The sequence below is a fragment of the Pseudoduganella dura genome, assembly GCF_009727155.1.
Classification (GTDB): Bacteria; Pseudomonadota; Gammaproteobacteria; order Burkholderiales; family Burkholderiaceae_D; genus Rugamonas; species Rugamonas dura.
Window position 1 is genome coordinate 4,218,845 of the sequence record NZ_WNWM01000002.1, and the last position, 15,322, is coordinate 4,234,166.

General features: G+C 65.1%; 11 protein-coding genes. 2 read left to right on the forward strand and 9 right to left on the reverse strand.

The genetic code is table 11. The features are described from left to right. The first annotated feature begins 36 nt into the window (after positions 1–36). Complete coding sequence (locus tag GJV26_RS18515; protein ID WP_189442101.1) at positions 37–972, forward strand: glycosyltransferase family 2 protein; 936 nt, start codon at positions 37–39, stop codon at positions 970–972. A gap of 35 nt (positions 973–1,007) precedes the next feature. Here the strand turns inward: GJV26_RS18515 and GJV26_RS18520 are convergent, their stop codons facing one another. From GJV26_RS18520 to GJV26_RS18560, 9 genes are all read right to left on the reverse strand, one after another. Next, complete coding sequence (locus tag GJV26_RS18520) at positions 1,008–1,421, reverse strand: GtrA family protein (RefSeq protein ID WP_155710128.1); 414 nt, start codon at positions 1,419–1,421, stop codon at positions 1,008–1,010. Next, positions 1,402–5,229: a glycosyltransferase gene (locus GJV26_RS30565; RefSeq protein ID WP_155710129.1), complete on the reverse strand. Its 3,828-nt coding sequence runs from the start codon at positions 5,227–5,229 to the stop codon at positions 1,402–1,404. Before GJV26_RS30565 ends, GJV26_RS18520 begins: the two co-directional genes overlap by 20 nt. After that, positions 5,213–6,844, reverse strand: coding sequence for a class I SAM-dependent methyltransferase (locus tag GJV26_RS18530; RefSeq protein WP_155710130.1), 1,632 nt, complete (start codon positions 6,842–6,844; stop codon positions 5,213–5,215). The genes GJV26_RS30565 and GJV26_RS18530 overlap by 17 nt, the downstream gene beginning before the upstream one ends. A gap of 10 nt (positions 6,845–6,854) precedes the next feature. Beyond that, entirely contained in the window at positions 6,855–8,075 is a 1,221-nt protein-coding gene (locus GJV26_RS18535; protein ID WP_155710131.1) for an ABC transporter ATP-binding protein, read from the reverse strand. After that, positions 8,075–8,875 carry an ABC transporter permease gene (locus tag GJV26_RS18540; RefSeq protein ID WP_155710132.1) on the reverse strand — a complete coding sequence of 267 codons (801 nt, stop codon included), beginning with the start codon at positions 8,873–8,875 and terminating at the stop codon, positions 8,075–8,077. The genes GJV26_RS18535 and GJV26_RS18540 overlap by 1 nt, the downstream gene beginning before the upstream one ends. Before the next feature lie 125 nt (positions 8,876–9,000). Then, on the reverse strand, positions 9,001–9,768 hold the full coding sequence (locus GJV26_RS18545; RefSeq protein WP_155710133.1) for a Crp/Fnr family transcriptional regulator: 768 nt from the start codon (positions 9,766–9,768) through the stop codon (positions 9,001–9,003). A gap of 2 nt (positions 9,769–9,770) precedes the next feature. Then, positions 9,771–10,103: a VanZ family protein gene (locus GJV26_RS18550; protein WP_155710134.1), complete on the reverse strand. Its 333-nt coding sequence runs from the start codon at positions 10,101–10,103 to the stop codon at positions 9,771–9,773. Between the two features lie 28 nt (positions 10,104–10,131). Beyond that, entirely contained in the window at positions 10,132–11,394 is a 1,263-nt protein-coding gene (locus GJV26_RS18555; protein WP_155710135.1) for a tetratricopeptide repeat protein, read from the reverse strand. Further along, positions 11,391–13,235: a CHASE2 domain-containing protein gene (locus GJV26_RS18560; protein WP_155710136.1), complete on the reverse strand. Its 1,845-nt coding sequence runs from the start codon at positions 13,233–13,235 to the stop codon at positions 11,391–11,393. Before GJV26_RS18560 ends, GJV26_RS18555 begins: the two co-directional genes overlap by 4 nt. A 200-nt stretch (positions 13,236–13,435) precedes the next feature. Between GJV26_RS18560 and GJV26_RS18565 the strand changes: the two genes are divergently transcribed. Continuing rightward, positions 13,436–14,893 (forward strand): FecR family protein, encoded by a 1,458-nt coding sequence (locus tag GJV26_RS18565; RefSeq protein WP_173346231.1) that lies wholly within the window; start codon positions 13,436–13,438, stop codon positions 14,891–14,893. Positions 14,894–15,322: the final 429 nt, after the last annotated feature.

The window sequence follows — 15,322 nt, forward strand, 5'->3', positions numbered from 1 at the left end:
TTTCTGGCTGTGCCGCGATGCCTGCCCTTCGAATCCGTGAACGAGTCTGTTTTCCCGCGCGTGGCGGTCCTGGTACCCTGCTATAACGAAGCCTTGACGGTCGCCGCCATCGTGCGCGACTTTAATAAATTCCTGCCCCAGGCAGTGGTTTATGTATTCGACAACAACTCCACGGATGACACGATCCGCATCGCGCGCGAAGCGGGTGCAGTCGTCCGCGCCGTGCCCCTGCAGGGCAAGGGTAATGTCATCCGCCGCATGTTCGCCGATGTCGAGGCCGATGTTTATGTGATGGTCGACGGCGACGACACCTATGACGCCAGCGTTGCCCAGCAGCTGATCGACAAGCTGCTCGACGATGGCCTGGACATGGTAGTGGGCAAGCGTGTGGCCGAAGAGCAGGAAGCCTATCGCTTCGGCCACCGCTTCGGCAACCGCCTGCTGACGGGCTGCGTGGCCACCGTGTTCGGCAACACGTTCTCCGACATGCTGTCCGGCTACCGCGTGTTTTCCCGCCGCTACGTCAAGTCGTTCGCCGCCCATGCAGCCGGCTTTGAAACCGAAACCGAGCTGACCGTGCACGCGCTGGAATTGCGCATGCCGGTGGCGGAAGTGGACACCGTGTACAAGTCACGGCCGGAGGGTTCGGTCAGCAAGCTCAGTACCTACAAGGACGGCATCCGCATCCTGTGGATGATCATCCGCCTGTACAAGAACGAACGGCCGCTGTATTTCTTCGCGCTGGGCGCGCTCGTCACCGCCCTCATCGCGCTGGGGCTGGCCATCCCCCTCGTCAATACCTACATGCATACCGGCCTGGTGCCGCGCCTGCCGACGGCGCTGCTGTGCGTCGGCCTGGGGCTGCTGTCCGGCCTGCTGCTGACATGCGGCATGGTGCTCGATACGGTCACCAAGGGCCGTGTCGAGCAGAAGCGCTTCGCTTACCTGGCGATTCCTCCGACGGTGCGATGATGGCGTGCGCGGCGTGACCCCGCCGCGCCGGCAGCTCAGCCCGCGTTGCCGCGAAACGTGAACGTCTTGTGCAGCAGAAAGGTGAGCACGGGGCCGCACAGCAGCACCAGCCCCAGGCCCACCAGGTAATGCCAGTGCATCGCCTCGCCCAGCGCGGACAGGCTGATCGTCAACACCAGGCTCAACATCGAAACGCCGAGGAACTTGCGGTAGCTGGCCCAGGTGGGCGGCTGGCGGAACGTCAGCCGGCCGTTCGCGAAGAACGAGATGGTATTGGCGAGCGCAAAGCCGGCCATGTTGGCCAGCACCGGCCGGGCCAGGCCATGCTCCACCAGGGCCACCACCACGCCCGAATGCACGAACGTGTTGATGACGCCGATGACCCCGAAGGTCAGCAGCGCGCGCTGGCGGGCGATCCGTTCCCTCAGGTTAAGGCCGGCCAATTGCATGCTCTTCTCGTTCCGGGCACCGTGCGGTCCCCGGGGATGATGTCAGGATGTCCAGCAATGCACGGGCGTTTTCTGCCCATGTCATCCAGCGCATGCCTTTCGGCAGCGGGTGGCTCCCTGCGGCGTGCAGGGCCAGCCAGTCGCGCACGGCGCCAGCCAGCGCATCGCCATCCATGCCCCTGAAGTAATGCGCGGCATCGCCGGCCACCTCGCGGAACACGGGCAGGTCGCGCACCAGCAGCGGCACGCCGTATTGCGCGCCTTCGATCAGCGGCAGGCCGAAGCCTTCGCCCTCGCTGGGCGACAGCAGGCAGGCGCTGGCCAGGTACACCTGCTGCAGCGTGGCGTCGTCGATGCCTTCCAGCCAGAACAGGCGCTTGCCCAGTTCCGGATGCTCGCGCAGTTTCTGCACGATCTGCGGGATGGTGCGCCGTTCGCCCTGCGGCAGCGGCTTCCAGCCTTCGCGGCCGACGATGACGAGGTTGACATCCACGCCGGCGGCCCACAGCCGTTCGAATGCCTCGATCGCCTGCAGGTGGCCCTTGCGCGGTTCGATCGTGCCCACCATCAGGAAGCTTGGCCGCGCCGCGATCTGCTGCACCACCGGCGCTTGCGCGACAGGGGCGGCCGCCTGCGCGGCCGGCGCATCCGTTTCCAGGTCGGCGCCCAGGTGCAGCGCCGTCAGTTGCTGGCCCGGGCGGCGGCGGATGTCGCGGCCGTCCAGCCAGGTGGCCAGGTCGTCCTGCACCGCGCGCGAGATGCAGATCAGCCGGTCGGCCTCGGCGCCCACGCAGTCGAGGAAGGCGCCATGCGTGAGATCCGCATGGGACGGGAAGAATTCCGGGCGCAGCACCGGCAGCAGGTCGTAGATCACGAAATTGATCGAGACGCCGCGCGCGCGCCACGCCGCATACAGGCCGCTGCCGGCGGCCTGTATCGCCGCGTGCGGCGAATGGTCGGGGCAGTAATACACGTCGCCGGCCTGCACGTCCACCACCGGGTCGGCGCCCTGCAGCAGGTTGTCGATGCCGAGCAGGCGTGCCGCGTAATTGCGCGCGTAGCGGTATTGCGGCTGGCCGTCGGCGCTGCCCAGGTACACCGGTTCCACGCGCCAGCCGGTGGCACGCAGCTGCAGCAGTTCCAGCAGCTGGTTGCGCACCACGCGCTCGATGCCGGTTTTCAGGTCGTGCTGCGCGATATTCGTTACGTCCAGCAGGATCTGGCGCGGCTGCAGCGGATCGGGCGCGTGCCCCACGCAGCGCGCCAGGCGCTGCAGCATCGCGTCGTCCGCTTCCAGGCCCGGCGTGGACAGCAGGGCGCGCAACAGCGCGTCCCGGCCGTGCCTGCGCTTCGTTGCATCGTAGGCCAGTGCCTCCCTGTACATGCGGCCCACTTCTTCCGGGCTGTTGCGCCGCCGCATCAGGTCGAACCCGGCCGTGCCCAGTGCGCGGCGGCGCGCGGCGTCGGCGCGCAGCGTGTCAAGCGATTCCACCAATGCCTCCTGGCTGAATACGTCCGGCAGCATCCATGTGGCATCCGGGCCGAACTCGGCCATCGCGCCGTTGGCATTCAGGATCACCGGCATGCCGTAGATCATGCAGTCGGGCACGGTGCTCGAAGTCTCCCCACGCGAACCGGTGCGCAGCTGCACGCCCACGTCGGCCGCCTGGAGATAGTTCAGGTAATCGTCGTCCGAGGTCCAGCCGGTGATGCGGATGCGGTCGGTGCCGGCGGCGCCGATGATGTTCGTCATTTCGCGGCCATAGTCGCCGCCATGGTTGGCGCCCACGAACACCAGGTGGCAGGTCGTATCGGCATGCAGCCGCGACGCCAGCCAGGCCTGCAGCAGTTCGAGGCAAAGCTTGGTGGGTGCGATGAAGCCGAAGTTGCACACCACGAAGGCATCCTCCGGGATGCCCAGCGCGCGACGCGCGGCGGCGCGGTCGTTCACGGCCGGCACGGCGCGCGGCAGGTGGCCCAGGCTCCAGTCTTCGCCGGCGCGCGGGCCGTACCACTCGCCGGCCAGGTTGCGCGCATAGTCGGAGTGCACGATCACGTGCGTGGCATCCTGCAGGATCTCCAGGTTGCTGGGGTATAGCTGGCGGGCCAGTTCCAGGCCATCCGGCACGGCGCTGGCCTGCACCGCGGCATAGCCGTGCGAGTGCAGCATGCTCTGCGTCCACACGCCCGGCATGGCACCGGTGATCTGCTCGTACGACAGCATGCTCGACAGGTAGAAGTCGTGCAGCACCACCACGCCCGGGTGACGCCGCAGCAGCGGCACCATGTGGCTGTGGTAGGGGCTGTTGCCGAACTGGTAGACGATGTGCTGGTAGCGCTCCGGGTGCTCGTCGAGCCAGGCGACCGGGTGCTGCGGCAGGTGCGCCAGTTCGGCCGGCAGGTCCAGCCGCAACTGGTGCACGATCAGCTCCACGTCGAAGTACGGCAGCAGCGTGGGAAGCACGCGTGCCGAGTGGTCGGCGATGCCGGTGCGTTCCGGCGGCAGTGGCGACAGGAAGGCGATGCGGGGCCGTTCGGCCGGCGCCGGAGCAGCTTGCGCCGCCGCCGCTTGCGCGGCCCTGTCACGCGTGGCGGCATGCACCTCCAGCGCGGCGATGGCCTTGCGCGCGCTGTTGTCCCAGCTGAACTTGCGGGCCTGGGCACGGCCATGCACGCGCAGGCGCGCCTGCAGTGCTTCGTCGCCCAGCACGTGCTCGATGGTGGCTGCGATCGATGCAGGATGACGCGCATCGAACAGCGCTTCCGGGTTGCCGATCACCTCGGGAATGCTGGTGTTGTCGGCACCGATCACCAGCGCGCCGCATGCCATCGCCTCCAGCGCCGGCAGGCCGAAACCTTCGTGTAGCGACGGAAACACGAACAGCGCCGCGCTGCGGTAGAGGTCGATCAGGTCGGCATCGGTGAGGTAGCCGGTCAGGACCAGCTCGTCCGCGGCCAGGCCGGAACGGCGGGCCACGTCTTCCAGGCGCTGGCGTTCGCCGTCGTTGATGCGGCCCGCGATCACCAGCTGGTGGGCGCCCCGCATCGGACCCGGCAGCAGGCCATAGGCCGTGATCAGCCCATCGACATTCTTGCGCGCATCGAAGCCGCCCGGCGCATACATCAGCGCCGCGCGGGTGATGCCGCAACGGTCGCGCAGAGCGTGCAGGCTGGCCGGGTCCGGCGCGGCGGCGTTGAAGGTGTCGTCCACCGCCGTGGAAATCGCCACCACGTGCTCCGGCGCCAGGCCCAGCGCGTCGATCGCCTCCTGGCGCGAGTAGTCGGAAATGGCCAGCAGCAGGCCCGCCTTGCGCAGCGATGCGATCTTGCGTTCGTAATAGCTGCGCTGCTCCGGCTGGCGCAGGTAGGCATCCGGGTTCAGGAAGGGAATCAGGTCGTACAGCACCACGGCGGTGTCGGCGCCGTCCGTGAAGGTGCCCACCGAGACCACGCTGTCGTCCACGTAGCCTTCGAACAGGCTGGTGACCAGCACCGCGTCGGGCCGCAATTGCGCGATCGCATATTCGCGCAGCAGCTCGCCGGCGCGCGCGCGCGCGCCGTTGGCGGCGTGCAGCTCGGCGGTGGGACCGGCGATGTCGAACAGGCAGATACGTTCCGGCGGCACCAGGCCGGCGAAGGCCTGGCGGATGTCCTCGATCGCGCCGCCCAGCGCCGCGTTGAGCACCAGCCACACCTCGTGTTCGCCGGCGTTGCGGGCCACGCCCAGCGCCAGCGCCAGCGAATAACGGCCGATGCCGCGGAACCGGCTTTCCGATTGCGCTCCCTGCAGATCAATGACTATTCGCATCGGACATCCTTGCTTGTTCCTGTTTCAATTGCCGGTAAATGCGTGCCGCGCGGGGAGACAGCTCCCCCGGTTCTTCTTCCAGCACCAGCCGCGTGGCGGCGCCGCTGTTGTCGAGCATGAGCGTGTACAGGCGCGATTCCAGTGCCGGAATGTGCCGGAGCGCCGCGCGTGCCCAGCCTTTCAGGCGCGGGCGCCGCAGCACGGCGGCGGCACTGCCGCGCACTACACGTTTGGTGCGCGACTTCAGCCCGCTGCCGACGCGGCCGTCGCGGGTCGCCGAGCGCAGCCGGTAGACCAGCGTCATCACGCTGCGCAGCGGCGCGGTGATGCGCCATGACGTGCTGCCGAGCAGGTCGGTGATCTGCTTCGCGTAGGCGTTGGTGCGCTCTTCGTTGTGGGCGATGCGCCAGGCCAGTTCCTCCATCCGCGTGGCCCGTGCCTCGTCGCGCGCGGCCAGTTCCTCGGTGCGCGCGGCCAGGGCCGCCGCCTGTACGGACAATTCCACGTCGCGCGCGGCCAGGCCTGCGGCCTGCACCGACAGTTCCACATCGCGTGCGGCCAGGGCCGCGATCTGCACGGCCAGCTCGTGGGTGCGTTCGGCCAGCTCGTTCCGGATCACGCCGCTCTCGTGTTCCAGCGCCGCCAGGCGCCGCCGCTCGGCATCCAGTTCGGCCAGCTGCCGTTCGGCCAGTTTGCCCAGTTCGACCAGCCGTTCCGCGTGTGCGGCCGCCAGCCGCGACGTATGCTCGGCCGTCTGGCTGGTGGCCTGCTGGGCCACGCGCAAATCTTTGGCCTCGGCGGCGGTGCTGGCGCGGTCTTCCGAAATGCGCTGCTCGATGTGCGCGAAGATCTGGTGCACGCCGGCCAGTTCGCCATCGAGCTGTTCTTCATAGCGCCGCGCCAGTTGCTGCATGTCGATACCGTAGTCGGCGCCGAACGCCGCATCGAACAGCGCCAGTAGCGCGGGCGCGGCGGCCTTCTGCGCCACCACGCTGTAGTCCGGGCTGGCACCCTGCAGCACGGCCGTGAGCACCACGCGGCCGCCTTCGCGCAGTTGCGGGTCTTCCTGCAGTCGAACCACCTTGTGGCGCGCGAAGCCGCTATGCTCGGCGGCGAAGGCCAGCAGGTTCGGCGGAATGGGGCGCTCGTGCGATGGGTCGGTATAGAAATCGGAGGCGCCGACCACGAGGTTTTCCGGGTTCGGCGTTTCCATGATCAGCAGGCCGCCCGGCTGCAGTGCGCGCAGCGCCTCGGCGATCAGCTGGCGCACCAGGTCGAACGGGATGTGCTCGACCAGGTGGAAGGCCGAGACCAGCGCCAGACTGCCATCCGGCTGCGCGCGCAGCGCGGCCAGCGCATCCATGTTCTGCACATCCAGCCCGCGCTCGATGCAGGCGGCGAGCATGCCGTCGTCGAGATCGATGCCGCGCGCCGCGAAGCCATGTTCGCCCAGCAGTTCGAGCCATTCGCCGCGGCCGCAGCCCAGGTCCAGCGCCGGCGCCTGTGCGCCGGCCAGCGGGCGCAAGAAGGGCAGGTAGGCGCGCAGGCGCTCCTTGATGACTTCGCGCGAGCCGCGATAGCGGTCTTCGAACGCGCGATAAAAGGGTTGGCTCATCGCGGTTGCCTCATCGGGTAATCTCCACGGCCGGCTCGATCCAGCTGCTGCCGACGAACTCGCGCCGGTTCATGTTCGTGACGATGAACAGCAGGGCCAGGTCGCGCCATTCGTAATTGTTGGCCAGGTGGGTTTCGCTGCTGGTCAGCGCGGTGGTCACGGCATAGCTGCCAGCGCCCAGGTTCAGCGGGAAGCGAAACCGGTACTCCAGCGTTTCGCCCGCCTTCAGGTTTTCCATCGGCTGTTGCATGTAGTGCGTGTTGGTGCCGTAGATCGGCTGGCCGAGCCGGTCCTTGATCATGTAGCCGAGCACCAGGCGCTCCAGATCCGCATGCACCTTCACCTTGACGCGCAGCGTGACGGCCGCGCCCACGTTCAGGATCTCGGCCGCTTCGCCGTGCTCGTTTTCCATGACGATCTCGGTCACGGTGGCCTCGCCGCTGCCGGACACGGTCTGCGTGCGGCCTTCGGCGGTGACGATCTGCTCCACCGAGCTGCCTTCGCGCTCGGCGATCAGCGCATTGTAGTAATCCATCACCTCTTCCGGCGTGCCCTGCTTGGCCAGGCGGCCACGGTCGAGCAGGATCGCGCGGTCGCAGATCGACTGCATCGCGGTGCGGTCATGGCTGACGATCAGCAGCGTGGTACCCAGCTTGCGGAACTCGCGGATGCGGTCGAAGCTCTTGTGCTGGAAGTAGGCGTCGCCCACCGACAGCGCTTCGTCCACGATCAGCACATCCGGCCGGCGCGCGGTGGCGACCGAGAACGCCAGGCGCATCTGCATGCCCGACGAATACACGCGCACCGGCTGGTCGATGTAGTCGCCGATGTCGGCGAACGCCTCGATCTCCGGCATCAGCGCGGCGATCTCGTCGACCGTGAGGCCGATCAGCTGGCCGGCCATGAACACGTTCTGCCGACCCGTGAAATCGGGGTGGAAGCCCATGCCCAGCTCCAGCAGCGCGGCCACGCGGCCGTCGATGGCCACGCTGCCCGTGGTGGGTTGCGCGGTACCCGTGATCAGCTTGAGCAGCGTGCTCTTGCCGGCGCCGTTGATGCCGATGATCCCCACCGCCTCGCCCGGCGCCAGCTGGAAGCTGATGTCGTGCAGCACCCATTTGCTGCGATGGCGCGGGCCGCGGAACGGCATGACCCATTCGGCCAGCCGGTGCCAGCGCTTGTCGTAGATCTTGTAGGCCTTGCCCAGTTGTTTGACGCGGATGCTGCCCATTAGAGTTCGTCCACCATTTCACCCGCACGCTTGCGGAACAGATGCATGCCCAGCACGCAGAACACCACAGCCAGCACCGTGACCGGCAGCAGGCTTTCCCAGTCCGGCATGCGGCCATGGACGAGAATGCTCTGGCAGGCCATGATCACCGGCGCCATCGGATTGTACTTAACGAGGTCGCGCACGCCTTCGGGCAGGATGCTCGGCGAATAGACGATCGGCGTGAACCAGAACCAGAACTGCAGCAGGATCGTGAAGAACTGGCCCACGTCGCGAAAGAACACGTTCAGCACGCCCAGCACCATGCCAATGCCGATCGCGAACAGGATCAGCACCAGCAGCACCGGCGCCAGCGCCAGGAAAACCCAGCCGGGGAAGTTGTCCGTCGTGACCAGGAAGATCGTGAACAGCCCGAAGATGATGGCGAAGTTCAGCAGCGCATTGAGCACCACGATGATCGGCAGGCAAATGCGGGGAAACTGCAATTTCTTGATCAGGTTGGCATTTTCGAGGAACACCGTTTGCGCGCGCCCGGTGATCTCGGCGAACAGGCCCCAGGTCAGCACGCCGGCGCACAGGTAGATACTGTACGCGAACGTGGAATCGACGCCCTGCAGGCGGCTGTGCATCACTTGCGCGAAAATCACCGTGTACACCACGATCATCGCGAGCGGATTAAGCACCGTCCAGGTGGCGCCGAGCAGGGAATTACGGTATTTGGACTGGAATTCGCGTTTCAGGCTGCCGCTGATGAAGCCCCGGTAGCGCCAGACGCCGCTGAGCATGGCCGATGAGATCATGGCACTATTCCAGCAAAGATGTTGTACAGGGACATGGTGCGCAAAAAAGCGCGAATTATAGCATAAGCAACTTTCTCGAAGACGAGTATTCGCTGCCCGGGCGCCTTGACGTGCTGGGGCGCGAGCTAGCCCTCGACCAGCTTTTGCAGCGCGTCCGGCTTGACGATGATGAGCCGGTGGGTGCCTTTTTCCACGATGCCTTGCTGCGCCAGGGCGACCAGCGTACGGGTCACGGTTTCCCGGCTGGTATTGATCATGTTGGCGATATCCTGGTGGGTCGGCAGGTTTTCCACCACCTGGACATCGCCGTCCTTGGTCTGCTTCAGCAAGTTGATGAAGCAGTAGATGCGGCGCGCCGTATTGTTGATACTGAGCAAGGCCCGAAACTCGGAATCACGCTGCACCTTTTCGGCGAGAAAGCGCAGCATCTGATTCGCCACGGGCGGGGAGTGCGCGAACAGGTAAAGCGCGGTCTGGCGCGGCAGCAGCGCCACCAGCACCGGCGTGAGGGCCTCCACCGATGCCGAGCGCATCGTGCCGTTGATGACGGCGATTTCACCGAAGAAATCTCCCGGCTGCAGCATGCGCAGCCCGATGGCGCGGCCATCCTCGGTAATGTCGATGACCTGCAATGAACCGGTCAGCAGGAACAGCAGGCTGTCGCCCGCCGCGCCCTTCTGCAGCACCACGTCGCGCTTTGCGTACTGGCGGATGCGGATGTCGGCCTTGACGCGCGCCATTTCGTCATCGTTGAGCTCGGCAAGTAGCGGGATTTTACGCAGGTGAATCTGCAAATTGACCTGGGACGGCTCGCCCTGCGTCAGCGCAGTCGCGGTATCGGCGCTGGGCGGAGCATTGCGTGTGACGAACTCGCTTTGTGGTTTGCTTGTCATCTCTACAGTACAAGTTTCAGCAGGAAAGTGCCGGCGGCGGCGCAGGCGATGCCTGCCGCGTTGGCGCCCATGTCGCGCCAGCAGAAGCCGCGGCCGGGCACCAGCATTTGCAATACTTCGATCAGCCAGCCCGCTGCCAGCAGGCCCAACAACCAATAACCCAATTCGTTCCAGCCCGGTGCGATCAGGGCCGCCAGCATGGTGAGGCCGGCATAGGCGCCGAAGTGCAGCCATTTGTCGTGCGGTAGCGGCCGCATCCAGTGCGTGGGGATCAGGCACCCTACGGCCACGCCTGTAATGACAATGGCAAATACTGCGATTTCCCAGCCCACCATGCTACAACTCCAGCGTTACTTGCAAACGTTAAAAATTATCCCAGCGCAAGCCGAACTGGACAGAGCGAACATTATATTGAAACAGCCCGATATTCTCGTGGTTGCGCGTGGCCCGCGCTTCGATGTACAGGCTGTAATTGGGGCGTAAATAATACTGCACGGCGCCCCGGCCGGTCGTGGTCTGCTGGCGCCGCACCACATCGATCAGTTCGGGCGAATACATCTCGCTGCCGAGCCACACCTGATGGCTGAGCCCGGCTTCCGCGACCCAGCCGCTGCCCAGTGAAGTATACCATTGCAGGTTGCCGAACCAGCCCCTGCGGTCACCCCCCGGGCGGCTGGTTTCGCCGTTATCCTTCAGTCCGCTCAGGGTCATCAATACCTGGTTTCGACTGTTGCGCCAGGTGAGCGTGCTGCTCAGTTCCCAGGTATTGCCATCGTAGCTTTCCCGGGTGGGGTATTTGACATGGTTCAGGCTGGCGGCCACGGCCAGGTCCACGGACTTCGGCAGTGGCAGCGGGGGGGAGACCCGCACCTGCGCCTGCTGCTGACGCTGATACAGCACACCGCCGAGCATGGACGCGCCATAGGCCACCGTGCCGCGCACCCGCCAGCGTCCCGGTTTCCAGGCTTGTTCCACCGCGGCGAGCACCGATGTCATGTCCTGTTCATCGACATGGTCGTGCCTGACCGCGAAGGCCTGCACGATGGCCAGCGTGCCCTTGTTGTTCAGCGGCTTCAGGAACGACGCGGTGGCGGTCGTGTAGCTGTCGGCTTTCGGCAGGAATGACGGGTCCAACTCGAATTCGGTCTGGTTGCTGCCGCTGCCCAGGCTGCCGGTTGGGCTGCTGGCACCCTGGTTGACGTTGTTGCTGCGGCCGCGTGACGTGCTCAGCAGCCATGACGCCGGACGGATATAGACCCGTCGGCAACCTTCGGCACGGCGGGCGCCGATGACTTCCAGGATGCCGGGCGGCGGATCGAAGCGAGCCTCGATGGCGGCGAACAGCCGTTCCGCCTCGGCTGCATTGCCGAGTTCGCATTCGCTTAACGCCAGGTCGAGCCAGGCCCCGGCATGCTCGGGTTCCTGTTGGAGGAAACGCTGCAGTAGCACGGCGGCTTCGTCGGGGTGGCCTTCATTGATCAGCCGCAGTGCCTCGCGGTACATTTCGGGATTGCGAACATCTCCCTGGACACGCTGCTCCGCCGGCGCCGCGGCATCGGCCGGCTCCCGGGCCGCGGCACTGCCGCAGAAGATCGCCAGCAGGCAGGCGAACAGGAAGCGCGTCACGTGCCTGCCGCCAATGTATATACACGGATCGGCTTTTCGCGTCCACGCAGCTTGCGCTCGCCCAGTGGCAGGAAGTCGTGGCGGCGCGACAGCGCCACCGTGCCTTCGCCGATGACGACATCGTGCGGATAGTCGCGCGCAGCCTGTTCCAGGCGGGACGCGATGTTCACGCTGTCGCCCACGGCGGTATAGATGCTGCGGAAACTGGTGCCGTAGTCGCCGGCCATGGCCGGCCCGCTCTCGATGCCTATGCGTACCCGCAGCGGCGCCAGCCCTCTTTTGGCGCGCTCGCTGCTGAAACGGGCCACCTCGTGCAGGATCGCGCGGGCGGCGTCCAGCGCCAGGTCTGCATGCTCGTCGTTCGGCAACGGCGCGCCCCAGAAGGCCACCAGGCCATCGCCCGTGTATTTGTCCAGCGTGCCCTGCTTGTCGAGCACCGGCCGGGTCAGGCAATCGAGGAAGTCGGTGGTCAGGCGCGCCGCCTCTTCCAGCGACAGCGACTCGACCTGCGACGTATAACCTTCCATGTCGGCGATCAGCGTGGTCACCTGCAGCAGGCGCGGTGCCAGCGGGTCTTTCAGGTCGCTGCGCAGCAGCTCGTCCACCACGGCCTTGGCCACGTACTGGCGTAGCGTGCCGAGTAGCTGGCGCGAACGTTGCTGGGCAAGCTGCCAATGCATCGGCACGGCCACCGCCAGCAGGAACGCCGTGGCCAGCAACGGCGCCCCGGGCGCCAGCAGCGGGTCGTGCGGCACCATCAGGTAAGCCAGCCCGACCCACGCCATCGAAACGAGCGCCAGCAGCAGCGCATTGGCCGCGGCGGACAGGCGGGGCAGGGTATAGCTGGCCAGCAATGCCAGTGCGATGCAGAACACCACCGCCACGGCCCGACCCGGCCATGGGGCAGGACCGTTGCCCGCCTGCAGGTCGAGCTGGCTGCTGAGCATGGCGGCATGCACCAGCAGTCCGGCGGTCGAGGCGCCCAGCGGCGTGGCGAGGCGGTCGCCGATGCTGAGCGACGAAGAGCCGATCAGCGCCAGCCTGCCCTGGATGAAGCTGTCCGGCACTTCCCCGCGCAGCACTGCACCGGCCTTGGCCACGTCATAGGATTCCCAGCTGCGCGCATAGGGAATGCGCGCCTGGCCTTGGACGATGCGGCCCGGTGCGCCGTGGCCCGGTCGCGCGCTGCAGCAGTCGAGCAACGCGCGCGACAGCGTGGCATACACATGGCCCTCGTACCAGGTATGCATCGGTACGCGGCGCAAGATGCCGTCCGCATCCGGTACTACACCGATATTGCCGACATGCCGGGCGGCTGCAAGGCCCGGATGATTGGCGATGAAGCCATGGGCCGGCACGGCGCCGCCCGCATCGCGCGCAGGCAATCCACCGGCGAGGCGGCCGGCATGCAGTGGACTGCTGCGTGGAACATAGTCGAACATCTGCGCCAGCACTACCGGGCCATGCGATGCCAGCATGGCCAGCCTGGCGTCGCCGCCGGCATCAGCCGGTTTTTCCTGGAGAATATCGAGCGCGACGCCACGCGCACCGTGCTGGAGCAGGACTTCAATCAGGTCGGCCAGCTTGGCGCGGGGCCATGGCCAGGGCTGCTCGGCGAGGCTGCTTTCGTCGATGTCCACGACCAGGATGCGGTCTTCCGGCTCATCCCGCGCACCGAGCTGGATAAAGCGATCGCGCAACCACTCACTGCCCAGGTGCAATGGCTCCGGCGCGTTGCCGAACTGCGGCCAAGCCCCGATAACCGCCACGGCAGCGGCTACCAGGCTGCGCAGCACAAGCGCGGGAGCAGGATTGGTACGGGCGAAAGCCGGTAATATCATTGAGTGCGATAGCTAGAGCTGTTTGCAGGTAATATGGAGCAAAGTGATGCTGGAAAGACATGCCATAAATATAGCGCGTTGTCAATCTCCAAGAAAATGATGCAAAGCAATTGTGTGCCCCAGTGTAACAGGTGTAGTATGTGACGTAAATCACAGATTTTTACTTACCGCTGCGGATAATGCACAGGAGGGAGATTGCCATGTTTAAAGTGCTTGCCGTGGGCTTGATGATAAGCAGTTGTACATTTGCTTTCGCAGCGGAGGCTGGCCGTGTTGTATTCGTTACCGGTAAAGCTGATATCGCAGAAAAAGCGGCCACGCTCAATGCGGCGGTGCAGGAAGGTGACGAGATTGTTACCGGTAGCGACGGTTACGTCTACATCAAGACCATCGATAATGGATTCTTTATCCTGCGCCCGAATAGCCGCGCAAGGGTAGCAGCGTACCACATCGACAACAATGATCCCGCCAGTAACCGCGTCAAGCTGGAGCTCAAGAACGGTGTGGCGCGCGCCATTTCCGGGCAGGGCGTAAAAGCTGCCCGCCAAAACTTCCGATTCAATACGCCTGTCGCGGCGATCGGGGTGCGCGGTACCGATTTCATCGTGTTCACCGACGAGCATACATCCCGCGTTTCGGTGATATCCGGCGGCGTGGTGGTGACCGGCTTCGGCGGCACCTGTACTGCGGAAGGGGCTGGGCCTTGCGAAGGTACCGCGAGCCGCGAGTTGTTCGCGGGACAGGCCGGGCTGCTGCAGATCCAGCGCGGCGAGAACGTGCCGCAGCTGCTGAATAATCCGGCGTTGCTGCCGGATCAGAACGAAAAGCCGCGGATCGATGAGCCTGTGGGCAAGGTGTCGGCCGCTGCACCGTTGCAGTCGACGCAGCTGAACCTCGATCCGCAGCGCGAACTGGCGGTGGAAGGAGTACGTGCTTCCAATAATGTGGCGCCACCCGACAACTCCGGCAGTTCGGGCAATCAACCCATCGTGACGGTGCCGCCGGTAGTGGAGGTAAGTCCCAAGCCGGAGCCTGTGCCGGTTCCGGTTCCGGTTCCGGAGCCCGTTCCTGTTCCGCTTCCCGTGCCGAATCCCGCGCCGGACCCCATCGCCACGCCGGAGCCAACCCCGGAGCCTTTGCCAGTGCCGGTGCCCGAACCGCTGCCCCCCAAACCGCAAGAGGTATTCTGGGGCCGCTGGAGCTTGGTCGCGGGAACGATCAAGAAGCCGGGCAGCTTTACCAACCAGGACCTGGATACGGCACGGTTCCTGGATGGCTACATGATCGCCCGTACCAAGGGAGCAACCCTGGTCATGCCGACCGAGGGCACGATGGCCTTCACGCTGACGGGTAGCGAAGCTTTCATGCTGCGCGGCACCAAGGAGACGGTGGCAAAAGTCGACTCGGGTTCGCTGGGAATCAATTTTAACGATCGCACCTTCACGACCGCGCTCGTGGTATCCGATGCGGCCAATACGGTCGACGTGAATGGCCGTGGAGTAATCGACCTGAAGGGCGTGATGACGAACGACGCCCGCTCGCAGACGACGATTGTCGGCTATCTCAGCGGTGCGCAGGCCGAAGAAGCCGCTTACCTGTTCAGGAATACCGTAAAGCCCGGCATCACCGTCTTCGGTGCTGCCAGCTGGAAGAAGTAAGATCGTCCTCATGGCCGGCTACTGGCCGGCAAGCCACATCCATGACGAGGCAGGAGAGCAAACAGCTTTCCTGCCTCGCATGCGTTTACCCGCGGCAGTGTTCGCCCACGTCATGAAACGGCCTGGATACCGTATCCATTGCCTCGATGGTTCCTGTGCATCCAGCAGCATCCCAATTTTCATTTTCAATGCATATTTTGCATGACATTGGCAACTGGTTCTGGCGATGGATGCTTGCGTTTGCCATAACTATAACGGGTCCTGATAGGCCGACAATGAAATTTCAATATTGACTATATTCGGTTTTGTAAGAACGTCAAACGAACCTGATATATCGATAAGGAAGTTTCACGATGCTACCGAGATGGTCGTATATCGCAATGCAGCATTATGACCAAATGATGACATTCAGATTGTTCGTGTTGTCGA

Excerpts from the sequence above, each read along its gene's own strand:
- GJV26_RS30565 (WP_155710129.1), bottom strand. The coding sequence starts at position 5,229 with ATGCGAATAGTCATTGATCTGCAGGGAGCGCAATCGGAAAGCCGGTTC.
- GJV26_RS18530 (WP_155710130.1), bottom strand. The coding sequence starts at position 6,844 with ATGAGCCAACCCTTTTATCGCGCGTTCGAAGACCGCTATCGCGGCTCG.
- GJV26_RS18540 (WP_155710132.1), bottom strand. The coding sequence starts at position 8,875 with ATGATCTCATCGGCCATGCTCAGCGGCGTCTGGCGCTACCGGGGCTTC.
- GJV26_RS18560 (WP_155710136.1), bottom strand. The coding sequence starts at position 13,235 with ATGATATTACCGGCTTTCGCCCGTACCAATCCTGCTCCCGCGCTTGTG.
- GJV26_RS18565 (WP_173346231.1), top strand. The coding sequence starts at position 13,436 with ATGTTTAAAGTGCTTGCCGTGGGCTTGATGATAAGCAGTTGTACATTT.
- GJV26_RS18535 (WP_155710131.1), bottom strand. The coding sequence starts at position 8,075 with ATGGGCAGCATCCGCGTCAAACAACTGGGCAAGGCCTACAAGATCTAC.
- GJV26_RS18545 (WP_155710133.1), bottom strand. The coding sequence starts at position 9,768 with ATGACAAGCAAACCACAAAGCGAGTTCGTCACACGCAATGCTCCGCCC.
- GJV26_RS18550 (WP_155710134.1), bottom strand. The coding sequence starts at position 10,103 with ATGGTGGGCTGGGAAATCGCAGTATTTGCCATTGTCATTACAGGCGTG.
- GJV26_RS18520 (WP_155710128.1), bottom strand. The coding sequence starts at position 1,421 with ATGCAATTGGCCGGCCTTAACCTGAGGGAACGGATCGCCCGCCAGCGC.